At 62.2% G+C, this 17,521-nt stretch carries 13 protein-coding genes; 7 read left to right on the top strand and 6 right to left on the bottom strand.

The window, feature by feature from the left end:
- Position 1: 1 nt before the first annotated feature.
- The 5 genes from MRUB_RS13280 to MRUB_RS13300 form a co-directional block, all read right to left on the bottom strand.
- A complete protein-coding gene (locus tag MRUB_RS13280) occupies positions 2 to 661 on the bottom strand; it encodes a GntR family transcriptional regulator (protein WP_013014889.1) in 660 nt (219 codons plus the stop codon).
- Between the two features lie 85 nt (positions 662 to 746).
- Positions 747 to 1,922, bottom strand: coding sequence for a methionine adenosyltransferase (gene metK / locus MRUB_RS13285; protein ID WP_013014890.1), 1,176 nt, complete (start codon positions 1,920 to 1,922; stop codon positions 747 to 749).
- A 114-nt stretch (positions 1,923 to 2,036) separates the two neighbouring features.
- The gene (locus MRUB_RS13290; RefSeq protein ID WP_013014891.1) at positions 2,037 to 4,622 is read right to left on the bottom strand and encodes a GAF domain-containing protein; all 2,586 of its coding nucleotides are present in this window, start codon (positions 4,620 to 4,622) and stop codon (positions 2,037 to 2,039) included.
- Between the two features lie 107 nt (positions 4,623 to 4,729).
- Positions 4,730 to 5,980, bottom strand: a complete 1,251-nt coding sequence (locus MRUB_RS13295) for a DUF4127 family protein (RefSeq protein ID WP_013014892.1) — start codon at positions 5,978 to 5,980, stop codon at positions 4,730 to 4,732.
- Between the two features lie 218 nt (positions 5,981 to 6,198).
- Positions 6,199 to 7,866, bottom strand: coding sequence for a bifunctional metallophosphatase/5'-nucleotidase (locus MRUB_RS13300; protein ID WP_013014893.1), 1,668 nt, complete (start codon positions 7,864 to 7,866; stop codon positions 6,199 to 6,201).
- Positions 7,867 to 8,263: 397 nt separating this feature from the next.
- On the opposite strand from MRUB_RS13300, the gene MRUB_RS13305 reads away from it, so the two are divergent.
- Complete coding sequence (locus MRUB_RS13305; RefSeq protein WP_013014894.1) at positions 8,264 to 9,367, top strand: PQQ-dependent sugar dehydrogenase; 1,104 nt, start codon at positions 8,264 to 8,266, stop codon at positions 9,365 to 9,367.
- A 41-nt stretch (positions 9,368 to 9,408) separates the two neighbouring features.
- Here MRUB_RS13305 and MRUB_RS13310 read toward each other — a convergent pair whose 3' ends face one another.
- Positions 9,409 to 10,158 (bottom strand): hypothetical protein, encoded by a 750-nt coding sequence (locus tag MRUB_RS13310; RefSeq protein WP_013014895.1) that lies wholly within the window; start codon positions 10,156 to 10,158, stop codon positions 9,409 to 9,411.
- A 183-nt stretch (positions 10,159 to 10,341) separates the two neighbouring features.
- Here MRUB_RS13310 and MRUB_RS13315 point away from each other — a divergent pair, with 183 nt between their 5' ends.
- From MRUB_RS13315 to MRUB_RS13340, 6 genes are all read left to right on the top strand, one after another.
- The gene (locus MRUB_RS13315; protein ID WP_013014896.1) at positions 10,342 to 11,703 is read left to right on the top strand and encodes a glutamine synthetase family protein; all 1,362 of its coding nucleotides are present in this window, start codon (positions 10,342 to 10,344) and stop codon (positions 11,701 to 11,703) included.
- A gap of 293 nt (positions 11,704 to 11,996) precedes the next feature.
- Positions 11,997 to 13,157: a branched-chain amino acid ABC transporter substrate-binding protein gene (locus MRUB_RS13320; RefSeq protein WP_013014897.1), complete on the top strand. Its 1,161-nt coding sequence runs from the start codon at positions 11,997 to 11,999 to the stop codon at positions 13,155 to 13,157.
- 445 nt (positions 13,158 to 13,602) lie between these two features.
- Entirely contained in the window at positions 13,603 to 14,583 is a 981-nt protein-coding gene (locus tag MRUB_RS13325; RefSeq protein WP_013014899.1) for a branched-chain amino acid ABC transporter permease, read from the top strand.
- Positions 14,580 to 16,013 carry a branched-chain amino acid ABC transporter permease gene (locus tag MRUB_RS13330; RefSeq protein ID WP_013014900.1) on the top strand — a complete coding sequence of 478 codons (1,434 nt, stop codon included), beginning with the start codon at positions 14,580 to 14,582 and terminating at the stop codon, positions 16,011 to 16,013. Before MRUB_RS13325 ends, MRUB_RS13330 begins: the two co-directional genes overlap by 4 nt.
- Positions 16,010 to 16,816: an ABC transporter ATP-binding protein gene (locus tag MRUB_RS13335; RefSeq protein WP_013014901.1), complete on the top strand. Its 807-nt coding sequence runs from the start codon at positions 16,010 to 16,012 to the stop codon at positions 16,814 to 16,816. The genes MRUB_RS13330 and MRUB_RS13335 overlap by 4 nt, the downstream gene beginning before the upstream one ends.
- Complete coding sequence (locus MRUB_RS13340; RefSeq protein ID WP_013014902.1) at positions 16,803 to 17,516, top strand: ABC transporter ATP-binding protein; 714 nt, start codon at positions 16,803 to 16,805, stop codon at positions 17,514 to 17,516. The genes MRUB_RS13335 and MRUB_RS13340 overlap by 14 nt, the downstream gene beginning before the upstream one ends.
- The last annotated feature ends 5 nt before the right edge of the window (positions 17,517 to 17,521 follow it).

Below are 17,521 nucleotides of genomic sequence, written 5' to 3' on the forward strand. Positions count from 1 at the left end.
TCTACTGCCAGGCCTGCGCCTGGAGGCTTTGTAGCACTAAGTCGCGGAAATAGCGCACATGGGCCCGCGCGGCCTCGGCGGCCTCGACGGGGTTGCGGGCCTTAAGCGCTGCCAGAATGGCCTGGTGCTGCTGGCGGGTTTTGGGGTGCTGGGACTGGGTTTGCTGAAACGAACGGACGAGGGTGAGGCTCGAGCGCAGATCGGCGTAGATGCGGGCCAGGGTTTTGTTGTGGGCCGCTTCGACCAGGGCGGTGTGAAAGTCGAAGTCCACCTGCATCTGCTGGGCATAGGCTTCCTTTGGCAGGGCCTCCAGCACCTGGAGCAGCCGCTCCAGCCGATCCAGTTCGGCCTCGGTGGCGTTTTGCGCCGCCAGGGCCGCCGCCTCGCCCTCGAGCAGGGCCCGCACATCGTAGACCTCGCGCACCTCCTCAGCCGAGAGCACCCGCACCCGCGCCCCCTTGCCCGGCAGCAGTTCTACCAGCCCCTCCTGGGCCAGACGCTGCAGAGCCTCGCGCACCGGGGTGCGGCTGACGCCCAGTTCCTGCGCCAGCCCCGGCTCGGAGATGCGCGCCCCGGGCAGCAGGGAACCCGTCAGGATGGCCCCCCGCAGGTGGCTGTAGGCGGCTTCCCGCACCGAGTGGGGTCGCTGAAACTGGGCCATAAACTGTATACAGTATACATTACAGAACCCCCTGGGTCAAACAAAAAAGGGCGGCCCGCAGGCCGCCCAGAGCAGTTAAAGAGCGCTACGGCAGGAGCTTGCGCAGCTCCTCGACCTTGTCGGTGTTCTCCCAGGGGAAGCCCTCGCGGCCAAAGTGCCCGTAGGCCGAGGTGGGGGTGTAGATGGGGCGCTGTAGTTTCAGGTTCTCGATGATGGCCTTGGGGCGGGCATCGAAAACCTTCTGGGCCACCTCGGTGATTTTCTCGTCGGGTACAATCCCGGTGCCAAAGGTCTCGACCCGCATTCCCACCGGGCGGGCCTTGCCGATGGCGTAGGCCAGCTCGATCAGGGCGCGCTTGGCCAGCCCCGCCGCCACGATGTTCTTGGCGATGTAGCGGGCGTAGTAGGCCGCCGAGCGGTCTACTTTGGTGGGGTCTTTACCGCTGAAAGCCCCGCCGCCGTGGGGCACCGCGCCGCCATAGGTATCCACGATAATTTTGCGCCCGGTCAGGCCGGTGTCGCCGTGGGGCCCCCCAATCACAAACTTGCCCGAAGGGTTGACCAGGTAGAGGGTCTCTTTGCTCAGGTACTCTTCGGGAATGGCCTTTTCGATCACCTTGGTGCGGATGTCGTGGTGGATCTGGTCGGCCTCCACTTCTTCGGAGTGCTGGGTGGAGACCAGGGCCGTACCCACGTAAAGGGGCTTCTGGCCCTCGTAGACCACCGTCACCTGGGCCTTGCCATCGGGGCGCAGATAGGGAATTTCCCCGGTTTTGCGGGCCTCGGCCAGGCGGCGGGTCAGGCGGTGGGCCAGCGAGATGGGCAGCGGCATCAGCTCGGGGGTCTCGTCGGTGGCGTAGCCGAACATCAGGCCCTGGTCGCCCGCGCCCACCCGGTCGAACTCATCGCGGGAGCCCAGCACCCGCCACTCCCAGGACTCGTTGACCCCGCCGGCAATGTCCGGCGACTGCTCGTCGATGGCCGTAAGCACCGCGCAGGTATCGCCGTCGAAGCCGTATTTGGCCCGGGTGTAGCCCACCTCGAGCACAGTCTGACGCACCAGGCGGGGAATATCCACGTAGCTATCGGTGGTAATCTCGCCCGCCACCATCACCAGGCCCGTGGTCACCAGGGTTTCGCAGGCCACCCTGGCTTTGGGATCCTGGGCCAGAATCGCGTCCAGCACCGCATCCGAGATGCGGTCGGCCAGTTTGTCGGGGTGCCCCTCCGTCACCGATTCCGAAGTTACCAGTCGTTGCAACTTAGTCCTCCTTATAGCAGCGGTCGGGCCGCGTCAACCGAAAGAGTATAGCACCCCGCTCTTCCGTTCGACGAAAAAGCACTCCAGCCCTGTCTTTTACGCTGTATAAAGGGGTCAGGCCGAACCCACCCGGCTGGCGATCAGCTCGACAAAAGCCTCCACGATGGCCGCATCGAGGGTCTGCCCGGCCTGCCGCTGCAGCTCGCACAGCGCATCCTCACAGCACCAGGCGGCTTTATAGGGCCGGGGGTGTATCAGGGCATCGTAAACGTCCACTACAGCAAACAGGCGGGCCTCGAGGGGTATCTCCTCGCGGGTCAGGCCAAAGGGATAGCCGGAACCATCCACGCGCTCGTGGTGGTAGCGAACGATATTCCGGGCCGTCTGCGACAAGAAGCCCAGGTTTTCCAGCATGCCAAAGCCAATATCGCAGTGGCTTTGCATAATGCGCCACTCAGCATCGGTGAGGGCTCCCGGCTTGAGCAGAATCGAGTCGGGGATGGCCAGCTTGCCCAGGTCGTGCAGGTAAGCCCCCATGCGCAACCCCTCGAGGTCGGGGAAGCCCAGGCGCTGCCCCAGGGCCACGGTCAGGGCCACCACCCGGTCGGTGTGGCCTTTGGTCTCGAGGTCGCGCAGCTCCAGGCCCAGACCCAGGGCCCGCAAGGCGTCCTCGCGGGTGCGGGTGATCTCCTCGAGGTGCGCTGCCCGCTCCAGCGCCCGCTCGAGCCGCCGGGCCACCGCTTCCAAAAGCGCCAGGTGCTCCTCGGAAACATGGGCCCTGTGGTCGAAGCTGGCCAGGGTAAGGGCCCCATACGGCTCACCCCGTAAAAACAAAGGGGCGGTTAGCAGGGTTCTTAGCTTGTGAACCTTCAGCTCCGGCCAGGCCCCCTCCCAGTCCTGGTAGTCCTCGATGCGCTGCACCTTGCCGCTGGCCAGGGCCTTACCCATAAACCCCTGGCCCAGGGTGATGGGTAGGTTGGAAAAGTGCTGCAAGCGCCCCTCCCTGGCCCGCTCGTGCCCCAGCACAAGCCGCACCCGACCGCTGCCCTGGCTCGCGTCCTGCAGTTCCAGGCGAAAAAAGCCGCCGGCGGAAAGCCCCGTAAGATCGATCAGCGTCTCCAGGGCCCGCTGGGCCATGCGGGTGGGGTCATCCAGGGTCTCGAGGTCGGAGGACATCTGCACCAGCCTGCGGTAGCGCTCGGTCTCCCGGTTGGCGCGCTCGAGGGCCTGCAAGCGCGAAAGCAACACCCCGGCCACCCTGGCCAGCACCTCCAGGGCGTAGCGATCCTGGGGGTGTATCTCCCCGCCGGCTCCGGCCGTATCCACCGAGAGCACGCCCACCATTCGGCCTTCAGGGTCACCCAAAGGCACCCCCAGGTAGGCCGCCGGAACCCGCCGGCCCGAGGCATACACGGCGCTGGGTTCGCGGGAGGCATCCGGCAAATACAGGGGGCTGCGCTGCTCCAGCACCCGCCAGGCCAGCCCTTCATTCCGCCTGATCCGGATACCTGCTGCCTTTTCGGCCGCGTGGCCGGCCGCTGCCACCACCTCGAGGAGGTCTTCTTTGGGCCGGTACAACGTGACCAGACTGGTGGAAGCCCCGGTCTGCTCCAGGGCCTCCCGCACGATAAGCTGTAGCAGTTCTTCGGTGGTTTGTGCAGCCGTTAGGCCTTGACTGGCCCGGGTCAGGCTCTGCAACCGGGCCAGCTCGCGCTGCTGGGCCGCCTGGGCCTGCAAGCGGGCCAGCACCTGGCCGGCCCCTCGGCCGAAGGCCTCGAGCACCGGCATATCCTCCGCTTCGAAGGGGGTCTCCGCGTAGGCCACCACCACCCCGAAGCCCTCCCCCTGGGCATCCTGGAGGGGGATAAAAGCGGCGTACTCCTGAGACCTGGCCGGCACCGCGAATTTGGGGCCGGCATCCTCGAGACGCAACATCTGCACCCGGCGCTCCTCGAGGGCCGCCCAGGAGATTCCCTGGCCCCTGGGAAGCGAAAAACCCAGCGCTTCCTTCCAGTTGATGGCGGCCTGTATCCTTAACTCGCTGCCCTCCCGACGCAGCGCCACTGCGCGCTCCGCGCCCAGGATTTCCATTACCAGGCGGGGCAGGGCCTGCCAGAGCAGATCCACCTCGCGGAAAGTAGACAGCACCTCCAGCACCCGGGCTAATCGCTCTTCGCGCTCGAGGCGGGCCTGGGTATTCTGGCGCTCTTTGATGGTTTGCAAAACCACGCCCAGGCTGAGCGCCAGCTCCCGCGCCAGCGGCAATGCCTCCGGCGGGAAGGGGGAGGCCTCAAAGCGATCCAGGTTGATCCAGGCCTCTACCCTGCCCTGCAGCGGGATGGGAATCTTGAGCAACCAGCGCATGCCCTGCAGGGTCTGGCGATCCCGTGGCAACAAGCCGCTCCGCTCGGCCTGAATCTGGAGAGCTCGAGGCCAGCCCGATAAGGCCTCCTCCAGGCTGCCCCCATACCAGCGAAGCTCATCCTGCAGGTTCAGGGTATACCCGGGCAGGGGCATCTCGTGGCCTCGCATAGCCACAAAGCGGTAGGCGTTTTCCTGGCGCAGCAAAACCGAACCGGCCTGGGCCCCCGGAATCAAGCGCATGGCCCCCTCGAGCGCGGCCACGAGCAGATTCTCCAGGGTGGGGCACCCAACCAGCTCACGCAGTAGGGCCAGCATGCCCTGATAAGAACCGCCCATCTTTGCACCAGCCTAGGGCCATATCCACCCCGCCCAAGTTTATACATCACAAGCTTATTGGGCTTGGCTTTGGTACAAAAAGCGGGCGTGTTTTTTGCCCTGCACGCTCAGCGCTGAGAATTCGGCGCCCAGTCCAAGCGGTACTGCCATTCGGCCTCAAAACTACGCCCCCAGGGGAATTTCAGACCCTCCGGCCGAAGCTGCCCCAGCCCCAGGCGCGGCATGGGTTCAACCTGCAGGCGTTCAAAAACATAGCGGGCGGCTTCCTCGGTGAGGGGTTCGGGAAAGCGCGCGCGCACCCACGGGCGACCGATCTCACCCCAGAGGTACTCGAGGTAGGCCTGGGCCAGCACCTGGGTGCGCCGTTCCTCGCACCAGGCCACAGGGTTTCCGGCCCGCTGGCACAAAGGCGTGGCAAACAGCCCTCCCTGGGCCAGCGCCGCGCCCAGGTTGTTGCCAGGGGTTCCCCACGAAGCATACGAGGCCAGCCCGGGGTAGAGATCCAGGGCCACCAGGTAGCGAACCAGCGAGGCATCGCCCCGGTTGACCCGGGCGATATCGGCCAGCGCGACCGGCGCTTCACGCAAGCCCTGCAGCACCGTTAGAACACCTCGCCGGGGGTCGCCACCGCTGTACACCACCAGCACCAGATCGGGCCGGCTTTCCACAGCAACCGCCCCTGCCGCAGCCAGCAGGCGCGAAACGGATTCTTGCAAGGGAATCCCCTCGTAGCGGGTAACCTGCTGGGCAGCCTGGGGCTGGTCGTAAAGCACCCGCACCCGCATCCCTGGGTTCAAAGCCCGCAGCAACAGCACCTGCCCCGCCTCGTCGGCCCCAGGCCGGGTGGGAATGGGTAGGGTGGCGGCTTCGGCCACCGCCGGTGAACCCGGCAAGGCGTCGTCCCAGGGCGCTTCGACATACGCAAAAGCATCCCCCAAATTGCGCAGCAGGTCTAGGTTGCGCGTCCGGTGGGTGGCGTCGGGATGGCGTGGAATCACCCCAAAAGCCAGCACCCGCCCACCCGTACGGGCCTGCCAGTGGGACAGCACCTCGAGGCGGCGCTGGGCCTCTTCCAGCGGGAGGGGCGAATTGCGGCTCTGCACCAGCCCGCCATACACCAGGGCATCCAGGCTGGCCACCAGGGTATGGCCGGTCTGTTCCTGCAACCAGCCCCAGAGCGCCTCCAGGCTGGCTCCTTGGCGCCCTTGGTAGAGCGCTCGAGGCGGGCAGCGTACCACCTGCCAGGTGCAGGGCGACCAGTTGGGGGGCCGATCATCGAGGGGCAGGTAGAGGGTTCCACTCGGAAAAGCCCAGCCAAGCGACACAAAGATCAAAGCAAGCAACGACGCCCATCGCATCAAGCCATGGTAAAGCAGGTTGGTGAGGAAAGTTGCAGGGGCCGGACAGCCGCGCCTGGGAGCGGATCGGCTTCAGCATCTGAGCAACCATCCCATGGCACTGGGATTCCTTTGCAGGAAAGGTGGCCTGGAGCTGGCATGGGGCAATTGAAAAAAAGAGGGCGGGCTGGGGCGGGTGACCTCCCCCCACCCCAGCGCCCTCACCTTGGATTTAGGTACTAGACCCCCACCCGCAAAAAGCGATCGGTGTAGAAGGGGCCTTCCCAACGCTGGCTGCGCGGTTCGTTGAGGATGGTGATGCGGTTTTCCAGGCGCGGCTCCCAGGAAGGCTGGGTGCGCAGGTACTCGATGAGCACCTCGGCATCGCCAAAGCCCGTATCCACCCGGAGGCCTTTGGCATCCCGCAAGACGGCAAAGCCGTCCCCACCGTTGGCGATAAAGTTGTTGGTGACAACCCGGTAGGTGGCGTTGGGGTCGAGCGGCTGGAAGCCGGTGGGGGTCTGCACCTGAACCTGGGTCACCCGGCTGCCCGCTGGGCGGGAAAGGTCGAAAGTGTAGCGAATACCAGCCACCCCCGACAGGAAGCGGCCTGCAATCTGCTCCCACTGGGAAACGCCGTTTTCTAGCGCGGCCAGAACCTCGCTGCCCTTGAGCTCGAGCACCACCAAGGTGTTGCCAAAGGGCAGTACCTCGTTGACCTGCCCAACCGTAATGTTCCCCGCCGGGATGGTGGTGCGGATGCCCCCCCCGTTCTGCAGAGCGATGGTGGTACCGGCCTGGCGGGTTTTCCAGAGCATGGCATCGGCAATCAGGTTAGCCAGGTTGGTTTCGCGGCGGCGCACATCGTTGCGCTCACCGTTGAGCACCACAGCGGCCCTGGAGATCACCTGGGCCCGCAAGGCTGCGATGGGCATGCCATAAGCTGTAATAGCGTCCAGGGCGAAGCGATCCTCAGGAAGGTTGGCGGTCAGGGGAATCACCTGGCCTTGGTGAGCCACCAGCTCGCCCCGCTCATCGAAGGTGACCTGCAGGCGGCCCACCACCTTGGCCCACTCCCAGGCCTGCACGATCAACACATCTTTGTTTTCGGGGTTTTTCACGATGGTGGGGTAAGGCCCCCCGGGGCGCAGCTCGGGGAAGGGGGTTTGCCCCAACAGGGTGTGGCTGTGGCCGCCCACAATCACCTGTACCCCCGTCACTTTGCGGGCCAGCTCCTGGTCTTGCAAGTAGCCCAGGTGGGAGAGCACCACAATGTACTTCACACCCTTGGCCAGCAGTTCCACCACGGCCTGCTGGGTGGCCGAAACCGGGTCGGTAAAGCGAACGTTGGGGCCGGGGCTGGACATGATGGGGGTATCGGGGGTGGTCAGTCCGATGATGCCCACCGGCTGCCCTCCCACGCTCACCACCGCGTAGGGCTTGATGCGCCCGGCCAGCTTGGGCTCCCTCGAGACGTCGGTGTTGGCCGAGACCACCGGGAAGCGCACCCCATTCAAAAAGTTCGCCAGCCCATCCGGCCCCAGGTTGTACTCGTGGTTGCCGGGGGCCATGGCCCGGATACCCATGCGGTGCAAAAAGAAGCGGTCGGCCAGCCCCTGGTACTGGTTGAAGTAGAGGGTTCCCTGGAACACATCGCCCGCGTGTAAAAACAGGGGGTTGGTCGCGGTTGCACGCAGGCGGTCAAACAGCGAGATCACCCGCGCAAACCCCCCCAGGCGCTGGTCTCGCTGCCCCCCCAGGGTGAGGCCACCGGTGGGCTCGAGGTGGGCGTGGGTATCGTTGATGTGAACGATGGTCATGGTGAAGCTGCCACCCTGGGCCCGGGTTAGCCCGGCCAGTGCCGCTCCACCCACCAAACCCGCTTTGAGTACTTCTCTACGACGCATGGTTCCTCCTCGCAATGTTGCAAGGCTATTTTATACCGATGCCAGGTCAGTACTACGTCATTACTTCGTAGCATGCAAAGCGAAATAAATTTGGTGTAGTTTTCGATATAGAACGGCTTGCTAAGTTTACAGCAGCGGGGCTCGAGGTTTTTTACATGCTGCCGGATGTGCGGGTTGACTGGAATTATCCCCAATCCATCCGGCCCATCCCCTCTCGTGCCGGCAGCGGCTCGTCGAAAAACGAAGCCTCACGCAGCCAAGCCTTCCTAGACATCACTGCAAAAACCCCAACTCCGGCAGGGTGAGCTGTATGTCATGAGACCAAAGGGCAGATCTGGCGGGTCAACCTGTAGCCTGCACACACCGACCTCAGAAAAAGCTTGGCTACACTGCGTTTATGCGACAGATTGTTTGCTTTACCCTGTTGTGGTTTGGCCTGGCTTCTGCGCAATCTATTAACCTGGTTCCAATCGCCAACAACCTGAACCGCCCGCTGTTTCTCACCTATTCCCCAGATGACACCGGGCGGCTTTTTATCCTCGAGCAGGGCGGCACCATCCGCATCTGGCAGAACGGGCGGCTGCTCGCAGAGCCGTTCTTGGATATAAGCAGCCTGGTGGCCTGTTGCGGTGAACGGGGCCTCTTGGGGCTGGCCTTCCATCCCAATTTCCGCCAGAACAACCTGTTCTTCATTAACTACACCAACCGCAGCGGCAACACCGTAATTGCCCGCTACCGGGCAAACGGCAACCGCGCCGAGACAGATTCCGCTCAAACCCTGCTCACCATCGAGCAGCCCTATGCCAATCATAACGGCGGCATGATTGCTTTTGGCCCGGACGGCATGCTGTACATCGGCATGGGCGATGGGGGCTCGGCCGGCGACCCCCTCAACGCCGGCCAGCGGCTTGACACTTTGCTGGGCAAGATCCTGCGCATAGATGTGAATCGTAGCGAGGGCAGCCGGGCCTATGCCATCCCCGCCGATAACCCTGTTCTGGCCGGACGCCGCAGCGAGATCTGGTCGTATGGCTGGCGCAACCCCTGGCGCTTCAGCTTTGATCGTCAGACCGGCGACCTGTGGGTCGCAGATGTCGGGCAGAACGCCGTGGAGGAGGTGCACTTTCAACCCGCCAGCAGCAAGGGCGGTGAGAACTACGGCTGGCGCATCATGGAGGGGAATCGGTGTTTCAACCCCCCGCAAAACTGCAACCGCAACGGTCTGGTTATGCCCGTGCTGACCTACACCCACGACCAGGGCCGCTCCATCACCGGGGGCTATCGCTACCGGGGCAGCGCCATGCCGGCCTTTCGCGGGGCCTACTTTTATGCCGACTACGTAAGCGGTCGCATCTGGGCTGCTACCCCTCAGGGCAGCGGCTGGCAGAGCCGGGAGGTGCTTAAGACCGATCTAAACATCAGTTCCTTTGGTGAGGATGCCGAGGGTGAGCTGTATGTGGTGGATCACCGCGGCACCATCTACCGCATGACCCAGCGCTAAAAAAAGCCTCCCGCAAGGGAGGCAAGCTCTTGCATATAAGCTCAGGGCAGGTAGTTGCCGGGCGTGCCCAGGGTCTCGGGTTTTTCCGTCCACTCGCCGGCAATGCCCAGCTTCCAGGCCCCCGCTGCGCCGCTGGCGTTGGTGTAGCCGCCGTATACCCCCAGCCGCAGCCCCCGCATCACTTCGTAGTACAAGGAAGTGGTGATGTCATAACCCAGGCTCAGGCCGAAAGGATAGCGAAGACCTCCTTCCAGATAAGCGTTCAGCTCACGGGTAAGCTCCAGCTTCAAGCCGGCATAGGCGTTGGCCGCAGCATTGAGCGAAAGCGACGGCGCCACCACCAAGGTGGCGTCCAGGCCCGCGCCCCCATACAGCACCGCCGCACTGGCGATGCGCTGGGTAATGAAAATTTCCCCTCCTGCGTCGAAATCAAAGCCAAAAGGCCCAGGTAAAATCACCTGGTTCGAGCCCAGGCGGAGGGCTCCTTCTACATAACCCGCATTGGATTCATTGAGCTTGGCTACCCCTACCAGCCCGGCGCGGCTGGCCAGCACCAATTGCCCGGCGAAAAAACCTGGGCGCAGACTGGCTCCAGCCACGACGTTATCCGACAGGTTGAAGGTGTAGTTGACCGCAGTACCCCGGTAGCTGCGGTAAGGGGTTGTAAACTGCCCACCCACCAGGCCAACGTCGGGCAAAAACTGCAGGTTGCCTGTAACGGAAAAACCATCGGCCAGAGCCGCCCCACCGATACCCAACGAAGCCATTACTGCCAACAAGGTTTTTTTCATGATTCCTCCAGATGGCTAAAGCGCCACAAACGGCCCAATGATAGCGTCTGCGTTTGCTCAAAGATTGAGAAGGATTACAAGTTTCCTTAACACACATCCACATCGAAGCGGATTCACCTGCAATGACCGGTTGCGCAAAAAGATCGTCGTTACAAGGCTAGAGGCTATCGGTATGCTGTATATATGGCGCGAACCAAGCAAGACCTATTGCAGGAACTCAAAGACCAGCGAGTGCGTTTTCTACGCCTACAGTTCACCGATATCTTAGGCATCAACAAGGTAGTCGAGCTGCCGGTTACCCAGTTCGAGAAAGCGCTGGACGGCGAAATTATGTTCGACGGTTCCTCCATCGAAGGGTTCGGTCGCACCGAGGTGGAGGAGTCGGACATGCTGCTCAAACCCGACTACAACACCTTTGTGGTCTATCCAAGCGACCTCGAGCCCACCACCAAAGGGGCTGTGGCCCGCCTCATCTGCGACATCGCCTACCCCGATGGCAAGCCTTTTGAGGGCGACCCCCGGCAAGCGCTCAAGCGCCAGATTGAGCGAGCCCAGAAAAAAGGCTTCGATAACCTTTATGTGGGCAGCGAGGTGGAGTTCTTTCTGTTCAACCGCAGCCCGGAGGGTGGCCCCACCATTCACACCTACGACCGGGCCGGCTACTTCGATCTGGCCCCCACCGACAAAGGCGAGGAGGCCCGCCGGGATATGGTGGACATGCTGGTGCGGATGGGCTTGCAGCTCGAGGCCGCCCACCACGAAGGCGCCCCCGGCCAGCACGAGATTGACCTCAAATACACCGATGCCCTGCAAGCGGCCGACAACCTAACCACCCTTAAGTTTGTGGTCAAGCGAATTGCCATCAACCATGGGCTGCATGCCACCTTTATGCCCAAGCCCATTGCCGGCATCAACGGTTCGGGCTTGCATTTCCATCTGTCGCTCTTCAAAAATGGCGAGAATGCCTTTTATGAGCCAAAGGGGAGGCTCGAGGTCTGGCCCCATCAGCTTTCCAAAACCGCTCTGCAGTTCATCGCCGGCCTCTTCGAGCACGCCGAGGGCATGGCCGCCATCACCAACCCGCTGGTCAACTCCTACAAGCGCCTGACCCCCGGCTACGAGGCCCCCACCAGTGTGGCCTGGTCGGTCTCGCACCGCAGCGCCATGATTCGGGTGCCCAAGCGGCGCGGCACAGGCACCCGGGCCGAGTTTCGCTTTCCCGACCCCTCCTGCAACCCCTACCTGGCCCTGGCGGTAATCCTGGGGGCGGGCCTCGAGGGCATCGAGAACAACCTAACCCCCCCACCGCCCATCGAGCGCGACGTATACGAGCTTTCGGTGCGCGACCGGCGCAAATACCGCGTAAGCGAGATGCCCGGAACCCTGCGCGAGGCCCTCGAGGCCCTGCAAAAGAACCGGGTTATACGGGCTGCACTGGGTGAGCAAATTTATAAAGACTTCTTACATGCCAAACAGGTGGAATGGAACTCTTACCGAATCGCCGTGCACCAGTGGGAACTTGACCAGTACTTGGCCGAGTACTAGCACCTAGCAGAGGTTTTTGCCGTACCGCTTGTAGCGGATGTAAGGCTTCATCGGCTGTGCGTGGTGGTCTTACTAAAACCAGTCAATGCCACTCCACCTAAAGGAGGATGCACAGGCCCTGACCTGGATCAGGAATCACACAAAGTACATAATCTTGCATTTTTATCAGGGTTGTGTAGGCTCATATTGGCTGGTTGGCAAAACATCCCCCCAGATTGACACAACGCTGCATGGGTCGGGTAAAATAGGCCAGCCAGCTAAGGCTAACTTGTTGTTCTTCAGGAGGAATCGGCATGAAAAAGCTCGCAATTCTAGCACTGGGCGCATTGGCTTTGGGTGCAGCCTCGGCCCAGTCCAACGTGATCAAGATCGCTTCGGTCTCGCCCCTGTCCGGGCCCCAGTCGGGTCTGGGCACTGCCATTGCGCAGGGTGCGCAGATGGCCATCGAGGACGCCCAGGCCCGCTTCCAGCAGCTTGGCTTCCAGCTCCAGTTCGCCCCCCAGGACGACCAGGCCAACCCCGACGTGGGCGTGGCTGTGGCCCGGCGTATCGTCAACGACCCCGACCTCTTGGGGATTGTGGGCCACCTGAACTCCGGCGTGGCCATTCCGGCTTCGGAGATTTATAAAGACACCAACCTGGTGATGGTCTCCCCGGCCAACACCAACCCCCGCGTGACCGACCGCGGCTACCTGAGCGTCAACCGCATCTGCGGCCGCGACGACGTGCAGGGCCCGGTGGGCGCTGAGTACGCTGTTAGGATACTCAAGCGCAGCCGTCTGTTCGTGATCCACGACAAGACCCCCTACGGCCAGGGCCTGGCCGAAGCCTTCGCTGCCCGCGCCAGAGAGCTGGGTGCTACCGTTGTGGCCCTGGTGGGCACCGAGGAAGCCTCCAACTTCCAGCCCCTGATCCTCCAGATGCGCGCCCAGCGCCCCGACCTGGTCTACTACGGCGGCATCTACGACAAGGGCGGTGTCTTGGTCAAGCAGATGCGCGAGCGCGGCATTACCGCCACCTTCATGGGCGGCGACGGTCTGGACGCCTCCGACCTGGTCAAAATCGCCGGCTCGGCCTCCAAGGGTGTGCTCTTCACCACTACCGCCGGCCCCATCAGCACCCTGCCCAAAGCCGCGGCCTTTGCCCAGCGCTATAAAGCCAAGTTTGGCAAAGACCCCGAGGCCTATGCGGTGTATGCTTACGACTCGGCCAACGTCATCCTAGCTGGCCTCGAGGCTGCCATCAAAGCCAATAATGGCCGTAAGCCCACCCGTGAGCAGGTGGCCCGTGCGGTGCGCGAGGTCAAGATGGACGGCCTCACCGGTCGCATTGAGTTCGACAGCAAGGGTGACCGCAAGCTTTCCGACTACTACGTCGTAGGCTTGAAAGAGGCCAAGTACCCCGGCGAAGTACTGCGCGTGATTCAGTTCGCACCCCCGGCTGCTCGCCAGTAGGGTTGCTTATCCATCAAAGGCCCCCGTTTGCGCGGGGGCTTTTTTGTTTGTTCCAGAAAAACCTCCAGGTACAGCCCACAGAACCCCCCCATCGGCCGGTCGCGCGCTTCTGGATTTATACGCATTTCGGTAGTATCGTTCACGGTGGCAAGCCTAAACGATACTACCGAAATGCTTTTCTACTCCCTTCGGTCGGCTTGAATCCTTCACCTCTGACTACGCAGGGCGGTGAAGGATTCAAGCAAAAACGGTATTAGAAGCTTTTTTACGGAAATATCAAGGAACTGACCCGATGGTCAGTTTTATCCAAATTTTCAGCATTGCCAACCCGTTGTCAGGTTGGTTTGCAGCCTATATACTCTGGCAGGCTAAAGCTGGAAAGAACGCACGCTTGTATGGTTTTTTATGCGTGTGTTCGTATAATCATAAAGACTAGGAGGTTTACTTGACGGTTGCAGATCTGTTTGCCATCCTACCGCAAACCCTGCTCGAGGGGCTGCTTTTGGGGTTCGTATATGCCATGGTGGCCCTGGGGTACACCATGGTTTATGGGGTGCTGGGGCTGATTAATTTTGCCCACTCCGAGGTGTTCATGATCGGGGCGGTGATCGGCCTCGAGGTCTTCCGCTTCTGGGGCAATCCCGAATCACCGGTGATCGCCAATCCGTTTGTGCTGCTCTTGGTGGCCCTGATTTTTGCCGCGGTGGGTTCGGGCATCATGGCTGTTCTGGTTGAGCGCTTCGCTTACCGGCCCCTGCGCAAGCGGGGCAGCAAAAACATCCTGGTGCCCATGATCACGGCCATTGGGGTCTCGTTTTTGCTGCAAGACCTGACCCGTATCTACGCCGCGCTGCGCCACAATGAGTTCAACATGCAGTACCGTACCTACGACGCTCTGAACCAGACCTTTGAGCTGCCCTTTCAGACCATCATTCAGGTCAAGGGCATCATCATCATCGTGGTCTCCATCCTGATGCTCATCGGGCTCACCTACCTGGTCAACCGCACCAAGCTGGGCAAGGCCATCCGGGCCGTCTCACAGGATATGCAAACGGCCTCCCTGATGGGTATCAACCCCGATGTGATCATCTCGCGCACCTTCTTGATTGGGGGTTCGCTGGGCGGGGTGGCAGGGGTTTTGTTTGGCCTGCTCTACACCAACGTAACCCCCTACTCCGGGGTGCTGCCAGGGCTCAAAGCCTTTACTTCGGCGGTGCTGGGGGGCATCGGTAACATCCCCGGTGCAATGGTCGGGGGGCTTATTCTGGGCCAGCTCGAGACCCTTTCGGGCACCTACCTGCCCTTCCTAACCAACGGCAACTTTGGCACCGAGTACAAAGATGTGTTTGCTTTCCTGACACTGGTGCTGCTGCTGCTGTTCAGACCACAAGGCATCTTTGGTCAGAATGTGAGTGAGAAGGTATGAGCCCGTTCATGCTTCCTTTTACCGTGGTCTTCACGGCCCTCTCCGTACTCGGGGCCTTTCTAGCACCCCAAAATGGACTGACCAACCTGGCCATGCTGCTCTCGGTTGGACTGGTCAGCCTGGGCCGGCTGCCCACCGCCTGGCGCTCGGGCTTGCTGGCCGTGCTGGCCTTGGCCCTGACGCTCCTGCTGCGGCTCAACCCCAGCGATAAGCTGGCCTTTTATGGCCTGCTGGGGGTGCTGGTAGCAGCGTTTTTGCTGCCCAACCTGAGCACCCTGGTGCGCGTTGCGCTGGGGGCGGCCATCCTGTTCATTGCCGTGCCCATTGCCGGGCTTACCAACTCGTTCCTGTTCGAGCTGGGCATCCAGATCGGTATTTTTGCGGCCCTGGCTCTGGGCCTCAATGTGGTGGTCGGGCAGGCCGGGCTGTTAGACCTCGGTTTTGCGGCTTTCTTCGCCATTGGAGCCTACACCTGGGGCATCTTTGGCTCGCCACAGGCAGCCCAGTTCATCCCCGGTTACCCCTCGGAGGGCCTGCCGGGCAACTACCTCTACTTATTCATGGCCCTGGCGGTTATAACAGCGGCCATTACCGGGGTGCTTATCGGTTTACCAGCCCTGCGCTTGCGGGGCGACTATCTGGCTATTGTGACCCTGGGCCTGGGTGAGGTGGTACGGGTCTTCGCCAACAACCTCGACAAGCCCCTCAACATCACCAACGGCCCACAGGGCATTACCCCAGTCAACCGACCGGAGGTGGGGCCGCTCACCGAGTTCCTGCGGGCCATTGGGGCCGAACGCCTGTACGGTCGGCCCATTGACGAACCCATCGCCTATGCGTTTTTCTTCTACCTGCTGGTGCTGGTGGTCATCGGCATTGTGGTGCTGGTCAACATCCGGCTGGCCAACTCCCGCTTTGGACGGGCCTGGGTAGCCATCCGCGAGGATGAAATTGCCGCCAAGGCCATGGGCATTCCGCTTCTGCCCACCAAGCTCTTGGCTTTCGCCACCGGCGCGGCCTTCTCCGGTGCGATGGGGGCCATTTTCGCCGCCAAGCAGACCTTCGTAAGCCCCGAGTCCTTTACCCTGCAAGCCTCCATTAATATTCTGGCCTTCGTGATTCTGGGCGGCATGGGCTCCATCGGTGGCGCGGTGGTGGGTGCGGCGGCGGTCACGGTGCTCAACATCGGCATCCTCAAGGACTTCTCCGACCTCCTGAACACCTGGCGCCAGACCGGGGTGACCATCCTGGGCTATAACATGGCCAACCTGCCTCCCCAGCTCAACCCCGCCAAGTACGAGCGCCTGGTCTTCGGATTGATTCTGATTCTGATGATGATCTTCAGGCCTGAGGGGCTTATACCCGAGCAAAGGCACCGGGCCGAACTACAGGAAGCCCGTCAGGAGGCCAAGGAAGGTGGTGGCAAGTGAGTGAGCTAGCCCTGGATGTACAAAACGCCACCAAAAAGTTTGGCGGCTTGGTGGCGGTCAACAACGTGAGCCTTCAAGTACGACCCAAAGAAATCTTCTCGGTGATTGGCCCCAACGGGGCCGGCAAAACCACCTTCTTCAACCTGTTGACCGGAATTTACAAGCCCGATACCGGCAAGGTGGTGTTTTTTGGGAAAGACATCACCGGCTACTCGCCGGATAAAGTAGCCCGCACCGGCATTGGTCGCACCTTCCAGAACATCCGGCTGTTCAAGGCCATGACCGTGCTGGAGAACGTGCTGGTAGGGCACCACAGCCTCACCCATCAGAGCTACCTGGACGTGCTGTTGCATACCCCGCGCTTTCACGCCTCGGAGCGGAAGGCGAAAGCGCGGGCCATGGAGCTGCTGGCCTACATGAACCTGGACAAGCGGGCCGAAGAGCTGGCCTCGGGGCTTTCGTATGGGGAGCAGCGCCGCCTCGAGATCGCCCGGGCCCTGGCCCTGGAGCCCAGGCTGTTGTTTCTGGACGAACCGGCAGCCGGCATGAACGAGCAGGAGACCGAAGACCTCAAGGTGCGGGTGCGCAAGCTGCGCGACGACCTGGGTCTGACCATCGTGCTGATCGAGCACGACATGGCTATGGTAATGAGCATCTCGGATCGGATTGCGGTGCTCGAGTACGGCTCCAAGATTGCTGAGGGGCTACCCGCTGAGATCCGGAGCAACCCTCGGGTTATCGAGGCCTATTTGGGCAAAGGTGCCGCCGGGCAGGCTGGAGGGGGTACCCATGCCTCTGCTTGAAGTCAAGGACATCCACACCTACTACGGCCATATCCACGCGCTTAAGGGCGTCTCGCTCACGGTTGAGGAGGGTGAGATCGTGACCCTGATTGGCGCCAACGGCGCGGGCAAGAGCACCACCCTGCGCACCATCAGCGGGATGAACAAGCCCCGCAAGGGCGAGGTGCTGTACCAAGGCAGCCCCATCCACAAGCTGCCCGCTGACAAGATCGTGGGGCTGGGCATTGGGCACGTGCCCGAAGGGCGGCGCATCTTCCCGCGCATGACGGTGGAGGAGAACCTGGATATGGGCGGCTTTCTCATCCGCGACCCCAAAGTGGTGCAGGAGCGCAAGGAGCAGGCCTTCACCCTCTTCCCCCGCCTGGCTGAGCGCCGCAACCAGAAGGGGGGCACGCTTTCGGGTGGCGAGCAGCAGATGCTGGCCATTGGCCGCGCCCTGATGCAAGACCCCAAGCTGCTGCTGATGGACGAGCCCTCGATGGGCCTGGCCCCGGTGCTGGTGGATTTTATCTTCGAGATCATCCAGAAGCTCAACCAGCAGGGCAAAACCATTCTGCTGGTAGAGCAGAACGCCCGGCTGGCCTTGCAGATTGCCCACCGGGGCTATGTGTTGCAGACCGGTCAGCTCACCATGAGCGGCCCGGCTAAGGAGCTGGCAGCCCGGCCCGAGATTCAGGAAGCCTACCTGGGTGGCCACTAGCCTTA

Origin of the sequence: Meiothermus ruber DSM 1279 (genome assembly GCF_000024425.1) — a bacterium.
Taxonomy (GTDB): Bacteria; Deinococcota; Deinococci; order Deinococcales; family Thermaceae; genus Meiothermus; species Meiothermus ruber.

What these genes read in the sequence shown, in the direction of transcription:
- MRUB_RS13280 (WP_013014889.1), bottom strand. Translation starts at nt 661, where the DNA reads ATGGCCCAGTTTCAGCGACCCCACTCGGTGCGGGAAGCCGCCTACAGC.
- MRUB_RS13290 (WP_013014891.1), bottom strand. Translation starts at nt 4,622, where the DNA reads ATGGGCGGTTCTTATCAGGGCATGCTGGCCCTACTGCGTGAGCTGGTT.
- MRUB_RS13295 (WP_013014892.1), bottom strand. Translation starts at nt 5,980, where the DNA reads ATGCGATGGGCGTCGTTGCTTGCTTTGATCTTTGTGTCGCTTGGCTGG.
- MRUB_RS13300 (WP_013014893.1), bottom strand. Translation starts at nt 7,866, where the DNA reads ATGCGTCGTAGAGAAGTACTCAAAGCGGGTTTGGTGGGTGGAGCGGCA.
- MRUB_RS13305 (WP_013014894.1), top strand. Translation starts at nt 8,264, where the DNA reads ATGCGACAGATTGTTTGCTTTACCCTGTTGTGGTTTGGCCTGGCTTCT.
- MRUB_RS13310 (WP_013014895.1), bottom strand. Translation starts at nt 10,158, where the DNA reads ATGAAAAAAACCTTGTTGGCAGTAATGGCTTCGTTGGGTATCGGTGGG.
- MRUB_RS13315 (WP_013014896.1), top strand. Translation starts at nt 10,342, where the DNA reads ATGGCGCGAACCAAGCAAGACCTATTGCAGGAACTCAAAGACCAGCGA.
- MRUB_RS13320 (WP_013014897.1), top strand. Translation starts at nt 11,997, where the DNA reads ATGAAAAAGCTCGCAATTCTAGCACTGGGCGCATTGGCTTTGGGTGCA.
- MRUB_RS13330 (WP_013014900.1), top strand. Translation starts at nt 14,580, where the DNA reads ATGAGCCCGTTCATGCTTCCTTTTACCGTGGTCTTCACGGCCCTCTCC.
- MRUB_RS13340 (WP_013014902.1), top strand. Translation starts at nt 16,803, where the DNA reads ATGCCTCTGCTTGAAGTCAAGGACATCCACACCTACTACGGCCATATC.